The 15419-nt window shown below is 59.7% G+C and carries 14 protein-coding genes; 4 read left to right on the plus strand and 10 right to left on the minus strand.

Annotated elements, in window-relative coordinates; translation table 11 throughout:
- The first annotated feature begins 232 nt into the window (after positions 1-232).
- Positions 233-1630, plus strand: coding sequence for a nucleotide 5'-monophosphate nucleosidase PpnN (ppnN, locus tag VFN25_RS10365; protein WP_325141564.1), 1398 nt, complete (start codon positions 233-235; stop codon positions 1628-1630).
- Here the strand turns inward: ppnN and VFN25_RS10370 are convergent.
- The 3 genes from VFN25_RS10370 to VFN25_RS10380 all read right to left on the minus strand — a co-directional run bounded on the left by VFN25_RS10370 (position 1620) and on the right by VFN25_RS10380 (position 4947).
- Complete coding sequence (locus tag VFN25_RS10370; protein WP_325141567.1) at positions 1620-2600, minus strand: NAD(P)-dependent oxidoreductase; 981 nt, start codon at positions 2598-2600, stop codon at positions 1620-1622. The two genes, ppnN and VFN25_RS10370, sit on opposite strands and share 11 nt — an antisense overlap.
- Positions 2601-2693: 93 nt before the next feature.
- Positions 2694-4637 carry a DEAD/DEAH box helicase gene (locus VFN25_RS10375; protein WP_325141569.1) on the minus strand — a complete coding sequence of 648 codons (1944 nt, stop codon included), beginning with the start codon at positions 4635-4637 and terminating at the stop codon, positions 2694-2696.
- A 118-nt stretch (positions 4638-4755) separates the two neighbouring features.
- Positions 4756-4947 carry a hypothetical protein gene (locus VFN25_RS10380; protein WP_325141592.1) on the minus strand — a complete coding sequence of 64 codons (192 nt, stop codon included), beginning with the start codon at positions 4945-4947 and terminating at the stop codon, positions 4756-4758.
- A 175-nt stretch (positions 4948-5122) separates the two neighbouring features.
- Here VFN25_RS10380 and tldD point away from each other — a divergent pair, with 175 nt between their 5' ends.
- Positions 5123-6565: a metalloprotease TldD gene (gene tldD / locus VFN25_RS10385; protein WP_325141571.1), complete on the plus strand. Its 1443-nt coding sequence runs from the start codon at positions 5123-5125 to the stop codon at positions 6563-6565.
- Positions 6566-6568: 3 nt separating this feature from the next.
- Here tldD and yjgA read toward each other — a convergent pair whose 3' ends face one another.
- Complete coding sequence (gene yjgA / locus VFN25_RS10390; protein ID WP_325141574.1) at positions 6569-7099, minus strand: ribosome biogenesis factor YjgA; 531 nt, start codon at positions 7097-7099, stop codon at positions 6569-6571.
- 69 nt (positions 7100-7168) lie between these two features.
- Here yjgA and pmbA point away from each other — a divergent pair, with 69 nt between their 5' ends.
- On the plus strand, positions 7169-8524 hold the full coding sequence (gene pmbA / locus VFN25_RS10395) for a metalloprotease PmbA (RefSeq protein WP_325141576.1): 1356 nt from the start codon (positions 7169-7171) through the stop codon (positions 8522-8524).
- Between the two features lie 70 nt (positions 8525-8594).
- Entirely contained in the window at positions 8595-9023 is a 429-nt protein-coding gene (locus tag VFN25_RS10400; RefSeq protein WP_325141578.1) for a DUF4870 domain-containing protein, read from the plus strand.
- 5 nt (positions 9024-9028) lie between these two features.
- Here the strand turns inward: VFN25_RS10400 and ispA are convergent, their stop codons facing one another.
- The 6 genes from ispA to VFN25_RS10430 all read right to left on the minus strand — a co-directional run.
- Positions 9029-9913 carry a (2E,6E)-farnesyl diphosphate synthase gene (gene ispA / locus VFN25_RS10405; protein WP_325141590.1) on the minus strand — a complete coding sequence of 295 codons (885 nt, stop codon included), beginning with the start codon at positions 9911-9913 and terminating at the stop codon, positions 9029-9031.
- A gap of 59 nt (positions 9914-9972) precedes the next feature.
- Positions 9973-10239: an exodeoxyribonuclease VII small subunit gene (locus VFN25_RS10410; protein WP_325141580.1), complete on the minus strand. Its 267-nt coding sequence runs from the start codon at positions 10237-10239 to the stop codon at positions 9973-9975.
- Between the two features lie 274 nt (positions 10240-10513).
- Positions 10514-11848, minus strand: coding sequence for a tRNA lysidine(34) synthetase TilS (tilS, locus tag VFN25_RS10415; RefSeq protein ID WP_325141582.1), 1335 nt, complete (start codon positions 11846-11848; stop codon positions 10514-10516).
- A gap of 22 nt (positions 11849-11870) precedes the next feature.
- Complete coding sequence (tdh, locus tag VFN25_RS10420) at positions 11871-12905, minus strand: L-threonine 3-dehydrogenase (RefSeq protein WP_325141584.1); 1035 nt, start codon at positions 12903-12905, stop codon at positions 11871-11873.
- Between the two features lie 88 nt (positions 12906-12993).
- Positions 12994-15033: a GGDEF domain-containing phosphodiesterase gene (locus VFN25_RS10425; RefSeq protein ID WP_325141586.1), complete on the minus strand. Its 2040-nt coding sequence runs from the start codon at positions 15031-15033 to the stop codon at positions 12994-12996.
- Positions 15034-15230: 197 nt separating this feature from the next.
- Positions 15231-15419, minus strand: a 189-nt coding sequence (locus tag VFN25_RS10430; protein ID WP_325141588.1) for a hypothetical protein, incomplete at its 5' end; no start/stop codon positions are given.

Consider the following 15419-nt stretch of genomic DNA (forward strand, 5'->3'; position numbering starts at 1 on the left):
CCTAACCGATTGTTTTTGTTGAAACAGGTGGCATCCAGAAGGTCCGCCAGCCGCACCGCGCGGCTGGTCAAGGCAACCAGCCTTCACTTCGCCACGCAGCACGACCGGCGAACCTTCTGAATGCCATGACGGTTGGGCCACATGATCAGCGTTGCCCTAGCTGACCGCCGTGTCGAAAATGACAATTCGGTATCGTTCCATTCGGAAATGTGTTGAAACAGAAGAGACCCCGATGACCCAGCCAGATCCATCCCTGTCCCCGCTTGCCACCGTCAGCGCACGCATTGCGCCCGCCAATGGTCTCGATATCTTGTCCCGGCAGGAGGTCGCGCGATTGCGTGATGCCAGCTCCGGCGGTCTGCATAAATTGCTGCGCAGCTGTGCGCTCGCCGTGTTGACCCAGGGTCTGGTTACCGATGATCCGCGCGCAGCGACAGAGCTGTATGCCGATTTTGAGATCGAGGTATTGCAACAGGATCGAGGTGTTGGTCTCGAATTGACCCATGCCCCAGCGCACGCTTTCGTCGACGGCAAGATGATCCGGGGTATCAACGAGTTGCTGTTTGCCGTGGTCCGCGACATTGTTTATGTCGCTACCCAGGTCGAAGGTGGTGCATTTGAGCTGACGACATCGGAAGGCATCACTCACGCGGTTTTCGACATCTTGCGCAATGCGCGCGTTCTGCGACCGGGAGTCGATCCGAGCCTCGTTGTCTGCTGGGGCGGGCATTCGATCTCGCGCTACGAATACGACTACACCAAGTATGTCGGCTACCAACTCGGGCTGCGATATCTGGATATCTGCACCGGCTGCGGTCCGGGCGCAATGAAGGGGCCGATGAAGGGCGCGACAATTGCCCACGCCAAGCAGCGACGCAAGAAAAATCAATATATCGGCATCACCGAGCCTGGCATCATCGCCGCCGAGTCGCCGAATCCGATCGTCAACAATCTGATCATCATGCCGGATATCGAGAAACGTCTCGAAGCATTCGTGCGCACGGGTCACGCGATTATCGTATTCCCTGGCGGTGTCGGTACGGCCGAAGAGATTCTCTACCTGCTTGGAATCCTGTTGCATCCCGAGAATGCGAATATTCCGTATCCATTGATCTTTACCGGCCCAAGTGAGTCGGCCGCGTATTTCGAGCAGATCGATCGTTTTCTACGTCTGGCACTGGGCGATGATGTCGCGCGCCACTATCAGATCATTGTCGATGATCCGACTCGTGTCGCCCGGGAGGTCGTCAAGGGTATCGAGCGCGTGCGTCAATTTCGTCTCGACAACCGCGATGCATTCTTCTTCAATTGGGCGATCAATATCGATGAAGCCCTGCAACATCCGTTCAAGCCAACGCATGAGGCGATGGCGGCGCTCAATCTGCATCGCGATCAGCCCCAGCACGAATTTGCCGCTGATCTCAGGCGTGCGTTCTCGGGCATTGTTGCCGGCAACGTCAAGATTGAAGGCATGCGCGCGATCGAGCAGCACGGCCCGTTTCTGATCCGCGGCGACGATCAGATCATGCAGGCCCTCGATGATCTGCTGGCCAGCTTCGTCGCTCAGCAGCGCATGAAGTTGCCCGGTGGGTCAACGTATGTTCCGTGCTATCGCGTGATCAGGGATTGATCGCCGGCGGCACCAACTGGTAGCCAATCGCTTGCTGATCCAGGGCGAGACGCAGCTCGGCAAGTCGCGCTGCGTTTGATTCTGCGGTCAGGTAGACGACATGGTGTCCCTTTTTTGCTGAAGCGATCAGCATGCTGGTCAGCTTCAAATCATCATTCGGCGCTTCGACTTGACTGGCATCACGTCGGGCCCGATCGAGCACCTGTTGATTGATGCCTGCATCGAAAACCAGCAGGTCGGTGATATTCATCGCGCGCTGCGCTTTCAGGGTCAGCAAACCGGGATCGGCATGGCTGACGTCGACGACCACGACCTGGCCCGCGATATTGATCTCGGCCAAGCCTCGCGCCAGCAAATCGGAAAACAGTTGCGCTGCCTTGTCGATCTGGCCGTCTTGCAGCAGTAGTGGGAGCGGGCCATCGAGAACATGATCGAACCAGCGCCGCCGCTGCGCCAGATCCGGAAACTGGATTCGAATCGCCTCACGATTCGAAGCGAACATGGAAGCCAGCATGCCGAGTGATTCGTCGAGATCGGTTTCCAGGCGTTCGCGCAAACGACGCGCCAGCATGGGTGCCGAGCCGCCGGAGGAAATGGCAATCTGCAATGGATCCCGATCAACAATTGCCGGAACATGAAACGTGGACAGTTCGGCATCGTCGACAACGTTGATCAGGCGCTGGCGCCGATGCGCCTCTTTGGCGAGCTCCCGATTGAAGGCGCGATCATCGGTCGCTGCCACCACCAACCAGACCCGATCAAGCCAATTCGCATCGAATCGGCCTTGCAGGCGTTCCAGGCGGCCTTCATCCTGCCATTCCGCGAGGGTGGCGTTGAGATCGTTTGCGTAGATCCGGATACGCGCACCGGCCTTGAACAGGGCTTCGATTTTGCGCTGGGCAACCTCGCCACCTCCTGCGACAAGGACATCACGACTTTCAAGGTTCGCGAAGATTGGGAACAGCGGCATCAGCTCTGAGCTCGGGATTCATGAGCTTGCAGATGGTACAGGCATGGCTGCTGGTGATGGATCACTTCGCCATCAGACGGCAGCCCGAAAAACTCAGTACTTGCGCGGACGTCCCTTGTTCGGACCTGACTTTCCGGGGTAGGACGACTTGGCCGGACGCGGCGGTCGATTGCCATGTTCGCGCGCGTCATCATTTCCTGAACGCGGCTCTCCGGCGGTACCGCGGCTGATGCGCAAGCGCTGACCGGCAACCCAGGATTTTTTCAACACCTGCAGGATTTCCGGTGGCATGCCCTCGGGAAGGTCGACGAGACTGTGATCCTCGCGAATCGTGATGCGGCCGATATGCTTGCTGTCGAGTTCGGCTTCGTTGGCGATGGCGCCGACGATATTGCCGGGTTTGACTCCGTGCATATGGCCGACTTCAACGCGGAAGGTTTCCATGCCGGATTCTGGAGGGCGATGCTCGGATTGGGCAAAGCTGCGCGGTTCGCGCGGCTCGACAGCGCGCTTGCGTCCGTCTTCCGCGGGGTTGCTGAAGGCTTCCGTTCGCGGTGCACGTGGATGCGCAGGACGATCGGCACGCGGGCGTTCACTGCGTTCGGGGCGCTCGCTGCGACCGCGCTCACCACGACTGGCAAAATCCTTGCGCTCGCGGGTTGCCGTCGGATCAAATTCGCGGCGTTCCGGTTTGGCCTTGGCATCAAGCAACAGCGGCTTGTCACCCTGGGCCAGACGTGCCAGCGCGGCGGCAATCTCGATGGCAGGAACATCGTGGTCGTTCTCGTATTGCTCGATCAGACTGCGGAACATGCCGAGATCACTGGCGGCGAGAGCCGTCGTGATGCGGTCCTTGAAGCGCGTGATGCGCAAATCGTTGACCGTCTGCACGGTCGGCAGGTCCATGATCTCGATCGGCTGGCGTGTCGCTCGCTCGATCTGGCGCAGCATGTTGCGCTCACGTGGGGTGACGAACAGGATCGCGTCACCCTCGCGGCCGGCACGACCGGTGCGGCCAATGCGATGGACGTAGGATTCGGTGTCGTAGGGAATGTCGTAGTTGAGCACGTGGCTGATGCGCTCGACATCGAGGCCGCGTGCGGCGACGTCGGTGGCGACCAGAATATCGAGCTTGCCGTCTTTCAGCTGCTGGATCGCACGCTCACGCTGGGCCTGGGCCAGATCACCATTGATCGCCGCGGCGGCGAGGCCGCGCGCCTGCAGACGTCCGGCGAGCTCTTCGGTGGCGATCTTGGTGCGCGTGAAGATGATCATCGCATCGAACGGCTCGGCTTCGAGAATGCGGGTCAGCGCATCCAGCTTGTGCATGCCGCTGACCAGCCAGTAGCGTTGACGGGTTTTTGCCGCCGTGGTCGTTTTCGACTTGATCGTGATTTCGACCGGCTCGCGCAGATGGTTTTGCGCGATGCGTCGAATCTGGGTCGGCATGGTTGCCGAGAACAACGCGATCTGACGCGTCGGTGGCGTCTTCTTGAGCACGGTCTCGACATCGTCGATAAAGCCCATGCGCAGCATCTCATCGGCTTCGTCGAGAACCAGGCAGCTTAGCTCGGAAAGGTCGAGCGAGCCGCGCTCGAGGTGATCGATGACCCGGCCCGGCGTACCGACAACGACATGCACGCCGCGGCGAAGCCCGCCGAGCTGTGGGCCATAGGCCTGGCCACCGTAGATGGGCAGAACACGAAAACCCGGAATATGTGCGGCATAGGTCTGAAACGCTTCGGCGACCTGTATCGCGAGTTCGCGAGTGGGTGCGAGAATCAACGCTTGCGGCTTGTGCTTGCTCAAATCAAGTCGATTGAGGATCGGCAGCGCGAATGCGGCCGTCTTGCCGGTCCCCGTCTGCGCCTGGCCGAGCACATCCTTGCCGGCCAGAAGATGCGGAATCGTCGCCGCCTGGATCGGTGATGGCGACTCATAGCCAACATCGGCAAGGACGCGTTGCAGGGGCTCGCGCAGGGCGAGATCCTTGAAAGTGGTAACGGCAGGCGTGACGTCGTTCGCCGGGTCGGACATGGGTTTTCTCGATGCATCGACGGCCGTGATCGGCAGGTCGACGTGGAAGGAAGGGCGCGTATTGTAGCGGCTTGCGCGCCTCACCGCGCGCCTCGATTTCAATCCGGCTCAAAGAGGCTCAGGACTTGTCCGGATGATTTTTCCTGCCCGAGCCTGATTGGTTGCCACCGCCATCTTCCTTGTTGACCGTCGCCCAGGCGCGCTTCTCGGCCTCCTTTTTCGAGACTCCCTTGTCGCGATAGCCTTGCTCGATATGTTCGGCCTTGCGCTTCTGCTTGTCGGTATAAGCGGATTTGTCTCCTCGTGTCATGATCGCGTCTCCAATGTGGCGGGATCGACAGGATGAAACCGCCACACTGACCTGTCGCCTAACACGCTCTTTCTGAAATGTCATTCTCGATCAGTGGTTTGCGAACATTCAGCTTGTTTAAACCCGTGTCGGCCCCCAGTTCCCTTTTCGCACTCCAACCGCCAAGAATTCCAACATGACCGAAATGATTGCACTGGCCGAGCAGCGATTGCTGCGTCCCGGCGGAATCGCTGCCAGCGACCTTGAGCGTGTTTTTGTTCGCTTGATGACGCCGGCGGTGGATTCTGCTGATCTGTATTTCCAGCACTCACGCAGCGAGTCGTGGGTGCTTGAGGACGGCCTGGTCAAGGATGGCAGCCACTCGATCGAGCAGGGCGTGGGCGTGCGCGCTCAATCGGGCGAGAAAACCGGCTTCGCCTATTCCGATGACATCGTCATGCCGGCATTGCTTGAAGCCGCCGGCTCGGCGCGCGCCATCGCCCGCGAAGGAACCAATGGCCAGGGCCGACCTCTCGCCGTTGTATCGCCACGGGCGCTGTATCCGGCGATCGACCCGATTGATACGATGACCAGCGAGGCAAAGGTACGTTTGCTGCGTGAGATTGATGCCTATGCGCGATCACTGGATGCGCGTGTGCGCGAAGTCGTCGTCAGTGTTTCGGCCACGGTTGATACGGTGCTGATCGCCGCCTCCGATGGCACGCTTGCCGCCGATGTGCGCCCGCTGGTGCGTTTCAACGTACAGGTCATCGTTGAACAGAACGGACGACGTGAATCCGGCGGCAGCGGTGGTGGCGGTCGCTTCGATCTGGTCGAGTTGCTGGAGAACGATCGCGCCCGTCGTATTGCTCGTGAGGCCGTGCGGACTGCCCTGATCAATCTGGATGCGGTTGATGCTCCGGCCGGCAACATGACTGTCGTGCTCGGGCCAGGTTGGCCCGGTGTACTTCTGCATGAGGCGATTGGCCACGGTTTCGAGGGTGATTTCAATCGCAAGGGCACCTCGGCATTTTCCAACAGCATGGGCCAGCGCGTCGCGGCACCTGGCGTAACCATCGTCGATGACGGCACCCTGGCTGGACGTCGCGGTTCGCTCAGCGTCGATGACGAAGGAACGCCGACCAACTGCACGGTTCTGGTCGAAGACGGCATCATGCGCGGCCTGATCCAAGACAAGTTCAATGCGCGCCTGATGGGTGCCAAACCGACCGGCAACGGCCGTCGCGAATCCTTCGCCCATCTGCCGATGCCGCGCATGACCAACACCTACATGCAGGCCGGTGACAAGGACCCCGAAGAAATCCTGCGCTCGGTCAAACACGGGCTTTATGCGGTCAATTTCGGCGGCGGCCAGGTTGACATCACCAACGGCAAGTTCGTGTTCTCGGCCAGCGAGGCGTATCTGATCGAAGACGGCAAGATCACTCGCCCGGTCAAGGGCGCGACCCTGATCGGTGCAGGCCCCGAGGTGCTCAAGCACGTGTCGATGATCGGCAACGATCTCAAGCTCGATGAGGGCGTCGGCGTTTGCGGCAAGGATGGTCAGAGTGTGCCGGTTGGCGTGGGTCAGCCAACCTTGAAGATCGACACCCTGACCGTCGGTGGAACCGCGGCTTGATGGTTATCCCGAGCCCGGCGTTTCGGCGTGAAGCTCGCGCAAGCGGCGAAACAACTCGCGTGAGGCTTTTGGCGGCTTCTGCTTCTTCGCTTCCGTGTTGGCTTGTCGGATCAGGTCGCGAAGGTGGCTGCGATCAGCGTTCGGATACTCGGCAATCACGTCATCGAGCGCGCTGTCGCCCTCGGCAATCAGGCGATCACGCAGGTCTTCAAGCTGATGCAGGGCAGCGTTTTCACGGTGAAACTGTTGCCGATCGCTGTCGAGAACGCGACGCACGGCATCAATCTCCTCAACCTCAAGTCGGCGCAGAAGCTTGGCCACGTATTGGGTCTCGCGTTTGCGCGCGATCGGTTGGTGAATGCCGCGAGTGCGCCGAATTTCAACCAGCAGGTCAGGTTCGAGCGGAATTCGTGACAGTTGGGCCTCGGTGAGTTTGGCCAGCGATTCCGCCAGCTTGAAAATGGCGCTGGCATCACGGCGCAACTGGCTGCGGCTGGGGCCGTCGAATTCGTCGTCGGTTTGGTCAGGGGACATCGGGTTTCTGCAGTCAAGTGACCGCTTCGGGGAATTCCGGGCGGCGTCAATGGAACGAGAGGATAAGGCGTGAATCAGGCAATCACCAATCATGATGACAGCAAAGTCGAACTTGACCGGCTGTCAGCCTTGACCGAAGACGTGCTCAAGCGCTGTCGGGCCAGGGGAGCGAGTGAAGTCGATGTCGGCATTGGCGTCGATGTTGGTTTGAGTGTCAGCGTGCGGCTCGGTGAGATTGAATCGATCGAGCACAACCGTGATCGCGGACTTTCGCTGACCGTGTACTTCGGCAAGCGCAAGGGCTCGGCCAGTACCGCGGATCTGAATCCGGATTCAATCGACAAAACCATTGAGCACGCCTGCGCGATTGCCAGGCACACCGAAGAAGATCCGTGCAACGGCCTTGCCGACAAGGATTTGCTCGCCCACGATTTCGCCGATCTCGATCTCTGGCACCCCTGGGATATCACCACCGAGGAGGCGACCGAACTCGCCTTGCGATGTGAACAAGCCGGACGCGACTTCGACCCGCGTGTCAGCAACTCGGAAGGCGCGACGGTGCAGGTGGGCTCTTCATTGGCCGTGGGTGCGACCTCGCACGGATTCTTCTCTCGCGAGCGTGACACCCGACACATGATCTCGGTGGCGCTTCTGGCCGAAGACGAAGCCGGCATGCAGCGCGATTACTGGTATGAATCGGTGCGCAGCGCGGAAGATTTTCCAGATGTGGCATCGATTGGCCAGAAGGCTGCTGAACGTACGGTCGCCCGCCTCGGCGCGCGCAAACTCGGCACCCGCCAATGCCCGGTGCTGTTCGCGCCGTCCGTCGCTCGCAGCCTGATTGGTCATTTCATTTCCGCAGTCAGCGGCGGTGCGCTCTATCGCAAGGCCAGCTTTCTGGTCGATCACATTGGCAAGCCGGTGTTTCCGGAGTTCTTGCAGATTGTCGAGCGCCCACGCATTCGACGAGGCCAGGCATCGGCCAATTTCGATGCCGAAGGCGTTGCCACACGCGATTCCGATCTGGTCAGTGACGGTCACCTCGCACGTTACGTGCTGGGTAGCTACTCCGCACGCAAGCTGGGTTTGCGCAGCACTGGCAACGCTGGCGGCGTGCACAATCTCATCGTCAGCACGGGCGAGGATGATTTCGCGGCCTTGCTCAAACGCATGGGCATGGGACTCGTTGTCACCGAATTGATGGGTCAGGGCGTTTCCCTGCTCACCGGCGACTATTCGCGCGGCGCATCGGGCTTCTGGGTTGAAAATGGCGAAATCGCCTATCCGGTCGAAGAAATCACCATCGCATCGAACCTGCGTGACATGTTCGCGAATATTGTTGCGGTGGGTAGCGATGTCGATCAGCGCTCGCACGTATTGACCGGCTCGATCCTGCTGGATCGCCTCACCGTCGCTGGAGCATGACGGCTGCCTCTTGAAAAAGGTGTTCAGGTGCCATACTGTTGTAATACAGTCATCACTGCAGGAGAGTGCAATGAACGAAGAAGTTAAGCCGCAAGACACACCTGACGGAAACCAGAGCTCAACCGAGCAGGAGATCGCCCCGGTGGGTGATGAGCGCACCTGGGCGCTGCTGGGTCACTTGTCGGCCCTGAGCGCCTTTATCGTCACCGGAATTGGCTGCGTCCTCGGTCCATTGATCATCTGGCTGGTCAAGCGCGACACACTGCCGTTTGCGGCGGATCAGGCCAAGGAAGCCCTGAATTTCAATATCACCGTGTTGATCGCTGCCGCAGGCCTGGTGCTGTTTTCCATCATCACCGTGGGTATCGGTTTGTTGCTTACCGTGCCGTTGGGCTGCGCATTGTTCTTCTACTGGCTGATCTTCACGATCATCGCCGCGGTCAATGCAAACAATGGCATCCGCTACCGCTATCCGTTTACCTTGCGCCTGGTCCAGTAACGGGATCAGCTTTCCCGCTCGGCGATGAATCGTGCGAGATCGTGCAGATCGGCGGCCGATTCGCCGAGCGGGGCAATAGCCTTGAGCGCTTCTTCGGTCAACTCGTCGAGCATGGCTTTCGAGGCCTGCAGACCGAGAATGGCGGGATACGTGGGTTTGGATTGCGCGGCATCCTTGCCGACCGTCTTGCCGATCTGATCGGCGTGGCCTTCGATGTCGAGGATGTCGTCGCGAATCTGGAAGGCCAGTCCGATGCAATGTCCGTAGCGCTCCAGGGCATCGAGAGCAGCCGGATCGGTGCATCCGGCAGCCAGCGCACCCAATCGAACCGAGGCGCGAATCAGCGCGCCTGTCTTGTGTACATGCATGCGCTCCAGCTCGGCCGCGGTCAGCTGTTGCCCGACCGCTGACAGATCGAAAGCCTGACCGCCAGCCATGCCCTGTGAACCACAGGCATTGGCCAGCACGCGGAGCATTTCCAGGCGGGTTTTCGAATCAATACCGGGGGTCTCATCATGGGCGAGTACCTCGAATGCCAGAGCTTGCAAGGCATCGCCGGCGAGTATCGCCATTGCCTCACCGAATTCGACGTGGCAAGTCGGGCGTCCACGGCGTATCGCATCGTCGTCCATGGCCGGCAGATCATCATGCACGAGCGAATAAGCGTGGATGATCTCAACCGCAACGGCGGCAGCATCCAATCGTGGCAATGGGGCGCCAAATGAATTGCCGGTCGCATAGACGAGAATCGGACGCAAGCGCTTGCCACTACCCATGACGGCATAGTGCATCGCACGGTGGAGTTCGGCAGGTGCTTGCTGCACGGCCGGAAGACTGGCGCCGAGCGCAATGTCGGCATGCACGGCAAACGCGCGCAAGTTCGGCGACAGTTCGATCGCTGAAGGTTGTGCGTTGATGGTGAATTCCTTCGCGGACGCCGCGATTGACTTCAAGGGGTATCGGGTTCGAACGGTTCCGCAGATTCAGGCCGGCTCGGATCGATCAATTGCTTGACCCGGAGCTCCGCCTGTTCGAGAGCGCCCTGGCAACTGCGATACAAGGCTACGCCACGTTCGAAGGATTGCAGTGAATCGTCCAGACCCATTTCACTCTCTTCCATGCGCGTGACAAGTTGTTCGAGCTCGTCAAGCGACTGTTCGAATTCGGCAACCTGGTTGGGGTTTGCTTCAGGCTTTTTCGGAGATGTCTTTGGCATGTTCGAAAGGGTAGTGGGGTGGTTCGGGATTGTCGACCATTTCCGTCATTGCGATGGCTGAAATCGTGATCGTTTGGTTACGAAGTTTCGGTCGGGGCCACAATTCAGTGATTCAAAAGAATGCGCCGCGAAGCGGCGTAAAGATCAACATGAATCGAGGAGGTAAGAATTTGTCTCAGCGCATCCCGGCTTGGCTTGCGCTTGTCGAAGCGCTGGGATGGCGAGTTCGTTTCTGCTGCACCAGAAAGTTTATTGCCCAGTTTTGCCAATAAGGCTAACCAGGATCACGAATCCAGCAAAGGGTTCGATCAAGACGCGCAAATTGCTGACGTCCAACGTCGCTGAGAAAGAGATCACCTACCGCGAGCAACTCGTCCTTGCGATTCAGAACGATCGGAATGCAGCCGCGCTGCCACGGCGGAACGCCAGCTTCCTGGAGCAGATGGCGAAGCTCTCGATGGTAGCCGCCAGCATCGAGGCGCAAACGTTCGCCACCCCGGCGGAAGCGGACTTTCAACGGTTCCGCAATGGCCGGGTCCTGATTCGACCGGGTTGCCGGTTGCAGATACAGGCTGCCGAGATCAGCCGGCAAGGACAGCGGTTGTCCATCCCATGCGCATTGCCAGTCAGGATCAGGCAAAACCTGGGTTTTCATTGCGTAAATCAGATCACGGTAGCGTCGCACTTCGGCTCCGGGCCAGCGCACACACGGCAGTTTGTCCTCGCCGGCGTCGGCCAGTTGGCGTTCCAGCTCGCCAAGCTGATGCTGGTTTGGTTCCGGCAAATGCAGGTAGCGTAGCCAGCGACGCAAAACCGGATCCCGCAGTGCATCGGAAAGGCCCAGCCAGTCGCGATAATTCAGGGTTGCCGGATCGAGCCCTTGCAGGCGGGCCAATGCCCGTTGTGCCTGCTCGTCAATGAAGTCTGCCGCGGCACGAATCCATTCGGCGCTCTGGCAGATACTTTGATCAGCCCTGGACCAGCGATCTCGGAGCTGTGGCAAGACCTCGTGACGCAGGAAGTTGCGCTCGAAACGGGTATCGATATTGCTTGGATCCTCAACCCATTCGAGCTCGGCGTGTTCGGCGTAGCGACGCAGTGCCGCGCGCGGTGTATCCAGCAGGGGCCGCCAGGCCCAAGCCGTGCCGAGGCGACGCAGATTGCGCATGCCACCGAGGCCTTCGGGTCCGGCACCGCGCAGCAGCTTGAGCAAGACCGTTTCAACCTGGTCATCGCGGTGCTGGGCGAGGGCAAGAAATTCACCTTCCGCGAGCGTGCTCTTGAAGGCGTCGAAGCGGGCTTGCCTCGCGGCGGCCTCAAGACCGAGCCCGCTGCTGCGTTCAACGCTCACTCGCAGGCTGAGCAATGGAACTTCGCAGGCCAGGCAGATCTGTTCGCAGTGCGCAGTCCAGGTACCGCTCTGTGCGTGCAATCCATGGTCGATCTGTATCGCGCGCAGACCGCGTTCGCGAGCGGCAGGCAAGCGCGACAACGCATGCAACAGGGTGGCCGAATCAAGCCCGCCGCTGAAGGCGACGGCGATCGGGCCGGGTGGCAGCGCTGTCAACGCCGAGTCGAGCGTGTCGGAGATGCTCTGTTCCGCTTTCATCCGTTGCTCAATGTCCGCCCGCTCAGTTCCAGGAGCAGACAACCTTGCCGCATTGACCGGCCTCCATCAGATCAAATCCCCTCTGGAATTCATCAATATGAATCTGGTGGGTCAACACCTTTTGCAGCGGGAATCCCGTCAGTACCATTTGTGTCATCTTGTACCAGGTCTCGTACATGCGTCGGCCGTAGATGCCCTGCACGGTCAAACCCTTGAAGATGATCTTGTCCCAGTCGATGCCGGCACCGCGAGGCAGGATGCCGAGCAGGGCAATCTTGCCGCCGTGATACATGCATTCGAGCATGTCGTTGAAGGCGCGCGGATTGCCGCTCATTTCCATGCCGACATCAAAGCCTTCAATGTGCAGATCCTTGACCACATCGAGCAGGGATTGCTTGGACACGTTGACCACGCGCGTCGCGCCCATGTCGGCAGCGAGCTTGAGGCGGTAGTCGTTGACATCAGTGACCACGACATTGCGCGCGCCGACATGCTTGGCGATGCCGGCGGCAATGATGCCGATCGGGCCGGCTCCGGTGATCAGCACGTCTTCGCCGATCAGGTCGAACTCGAGGGCAACGTGTGCGGCATTGCCATAAGGATCGAAAAACGCTGCCAGTTCGGATGGAATCTGATCCGGGATCGGCCATAAATTCGAGGCCGGCACGGAAATGAATTCGGCGAACGCACCATTGCGATTGACGCCAATGCCGATCGTATGCGGACAAAGGTGTTGGCGACCGGCGCGACAGTTGCGGCAAACACCGCAGACGATGTGACCTTCGGCGGACACACGCTGGCCGATTTCGTAGCCGCGCACGGCTGCGCCCACCTCGACGATGCGGCCGACGAATTCATGACCGATGACGAGACCGGGTTTGATCGTTCGCTGCGACCAGTCATCCCACAGATAGATGTGCAGGTCGGTGCCGCAGATGGCCGTCTTTTCCAGCTTGACGAGGACATCGTTCGGCCCGATTTCGGGCAACGGAACCTGCTCCATCCAGATTCCCTTTTCGGCTTCGCGCTTGACCAGCGCCTTCATCGTGTTGGACATGAGCTGCACCTGGAAGACCAGCGCACATTATACGGACACTTGTCCGTCTGCCGATGATCGGCCATTCGAGGTCGTGCTGACTCGTCAGTCAGGTAACCGGGATCGATCGTTGTGTCGGACTCTTCTCGGTGATCCCAAGCAGGTTGAGTACGGCCTCTTGCGTCATCGAGCGATGGAAGTGGAAACCTTGCAGGCGGTCACAGCCGGCGGATTGGAACCAGGCAAGTTGAGCAGGCGTCTCAATGCCCTCGGCAACCACCTCAAGTCCGAGACTGTGGGCCAGTGCGAGCATTGCGCGCACGATCGCCGCATCACGCGAATCGATGAGCACGTCGACGACGAAACTGTGGTCGATCTTGAGCCCATCGAAGGGAAGCTGACGCAGGTTCTTGAGCGATGAGAAGCCGGTGCCGAAATCATCGAGCATAACCCGAACGCCAATCTCGCGCAGGCGCTCAATACTATTGGCTGCATGTTCAGGATGTTGCAGGGCGATGGATTCGATGATCTCGATTTCAAGGCAGGCCGGTTCAAGGCCTGTCCGCTCGAGCAGGCGCTTGATGTGGTCAGGAAACCGTCGTCGCTGAAAGGAATAAGCTGACACATTGACAGCAATCGTCAGTGCTTCGCGGTCCGGTCTTTGCCATGTCACTGCGGCGCTGCAGGCTTGTTCGAGGACCCAGGCATCCAGAGTCTCGACCAGGCCCAGCGGCTCCAGTTCTGCGATAAATGTATCCGGCAACAATCGGCCCCGTTGCGGGTGCTGCCAGCGCACCAGTGCCTCGAAGCCGCAGATTTCCAGACTCCAGCCATCGAGAATCGGCTGGAACTCAAGCACAAACTCCTCGTTGAGAAATGCCGTGCGCAGCTCGGACTGCAGCTGCAACCGTGCCTGCGCCTCAGCCTCAATATCCGGCGCATAGAATCGGTAGCGCATCGCACCTTCGCTTTGCGCTCTGGCGCGTGCCATTTCCGCGTGCGACTGCAGCGCTTCTGCGCTGCTCGCATCTCGCGGGGCGAGGGCAATGCCGAGGCTGGCTTCCAGAGCCAGCTCGTGGCCGTTGGAAAACATCGGCAGGGCCAGTGCGGTCAGGATCTCTTCGGCAATCCGCTGCACCCCGTTGCCGGTGCCGAAACCGCTACCGTGTACGGCGATATGATCCGCTCCCGGACGCGCCGCAACCATGCCGTTGGCCCGGGCAACGTTTTCGATGCGTTCCGCGCTGATTGCCAGAGCGACATCAACCCCGTTGATACCCGCCGCAACGGCAATATTGCCCAGGTTGTCGAGCCGGATCAGCAACAAGGCAGCCCCCTGATCGTGCTGCATCTGGCGCTCGATATGGCCCAGCATCTGCGAACGATTCGGCAAACCGGTCAATTGATCGAACAGGCGCAATCGTTCGGCGGCATCCGTTGCCAGCTCGGCGCGGTCGCGCTCGTTCTCAAGCAGCCAGATGACCAGGCCGTAGCCAATGAAGAGTGGCGTGACCAGGCTGAGGATCCCGATCTGAAGAGACCACGGCCAGGGTTCATAACCGGATGCCTGTCGCAGATAGGAGGCAAATACCTGTAGCTGATCAATACCGTAGAGACTCAAGGCGATCGCCGTGAGTTGTTGGCCGAGGCGTCCTCGGGGCCAGCGTGAGGCAATCGCGATACCCATCACCAGCGCGGCCAGCCCGGCAATCAGGTAGCGCAGGCCGACGCGCATGAACAGCCTTTCGTGAGCCATGGATGGATCGAAAGCGAATGCCAGGGCACTGACCAGGCCGAGAACGCTGGCAACGGCGAGCGCGCGCAGAATCTGCTTGCGCGTCCACTGTTGCGTGCGCCAGATGGCGAGCGTTCCCATGATCAGTGCCGCTACTTGCGAATAGGCGGCGATCAGGGACAAACAGGTCAGGCCGAGCCGCAGAGGATGTGCAGCGGCAAGGTGCGAGACCAGCAGCCAGGCAGTTCCAGCAGCCGTGAGATAGATCGCCAGGGCGAGAAAGCTATAGGACCAGAGGAGCAGGTGGTCACGTCTGAACAGGCGAAAATAATGTGCAAATACAATACTTTGGACAAGCGCAATCACGGACCCAGCGAAGTACACGACGAGGTCAAGGATTGCCCATTCATTCATTGCTGTCTTGCCTGAGTCGTTATCTCCGAAATCCTATGGGAGCCTAGCTTGTCGCACAAGTCAAAGAATTTTGGGAACAAGTATCCGGCAGTCGGGTGGTTGCCAGCCGGCAAGGCGCCGAATTGGTCTGGGTGATCCCGGCGGTGAGGCTTGCGCCATGGGTGATTTAGGGCAACGCTGATCAAGTGGCGCAACCGTCATGGCATTAAGAAGGTTCGCCGGTCGTGCTGCGTGGCGAAGTGAAGGCTGGTTGCCTTGACCAGCCGCGCGGTGCGGCTGGCGGACCTTCTGGATGACACCTGCTTCAACAAAAACAATCGGTTAGGCGACACCTGTCTGCGCGCAGCTCTTTGTTGCGCTGGCTTGAAGCACGGCCAGTGCATCTG

Origin of the sequence: Dokdonella sp. (genome assembly GCF_035703485.1) — a bacterium.
In the GTDB taxonomy this organism is placed as follows: domain Bacteria; phylum Pseudomonadota; class Gammaproteobacteria; order Xanthomonadales; family Rhodanobacteraceae; genus Dokdonella.

Excerpts from the sequence above, each read along its gene's own strand:
- VFN25_RS10375 (WP_325141569.1), bottom strand. The coding sequence starts at position 4,637 with ATGTCCGACCCGGCGAACGACGTCACGCCTGCCGTTACCACTTTCAAG.
- VFN25_RS10370 (WP_325141567.1), bottom strand. The coding sequence starts at position 2,600 with ATGCCGCTGTTCCCAATCTTCGCGAACCTTGAAAGTCGTGATGTCCTT.
- VFN25_RS10410 (WP_325141580.1), bottom strand. The coding sequence starts at position 10,239 with ATGCCAAAGACATCTCCGAAAAAGCCTGAAGCAAACCCCAACCAGGTT.
- ppnN (WP_325141564.1), top strand. The coding sequence starts at position 233 with ATGACCCAGCCAGATCCATCCCTGTCCCCGCTTGCCACCGTCAGCGCA.
- VFN25_RS10400 (WP_325141578.1), top strand. The coding sequence starts at position 8,595 with ATGAACGAAGAAGTTAAGCCGCAAGACACACCTGACGGAAACCAGAGC.
- tldD (WP_325141571.1), top strand. The coding sequence starts at position 5,123 with ATGACCGAAATGATTGCACTGGCCGAGCAGCGATTGCTGCGTCCCGGC.
- tdh (WP_325141584.1), bottom strand. The coding sequence starts at position 12,905 with ATGTCCAACACGATGAAGGCGCTGGTCAAGCGCGAAGCCGAAAAGGGA.
- VFN25_RS10425 (WP_325141586.1), bottom strand. The coding sequence starts at position 15,033 with ATGAATGAATGGGCAATCCTTGACCTCGTCGTGTACTTCGCTGGGTCC.
- VFN25_RS10380 (WP_325141592.1), bottom strand. The coding sequence starts at position 4,947 with ATGACACGAGGAGACAAATCCGCTTATACCGACAAGCAGAAGCGCAAG.
- yjgA (WP_325141574.1), bottom strand. The coding sequence starts at position 7,099 with ATGTCCCCTGACCAAACCGACGACGAATTCGACGGCCCCAGCCGCAGC.
- tilS (WP_325141582.1), bottom strand. The coding sequence starts at position 11,848 with ATGAAAGCGGAACAGAGCATCTCCGACACGCTCGACTCGGCGTTGACA.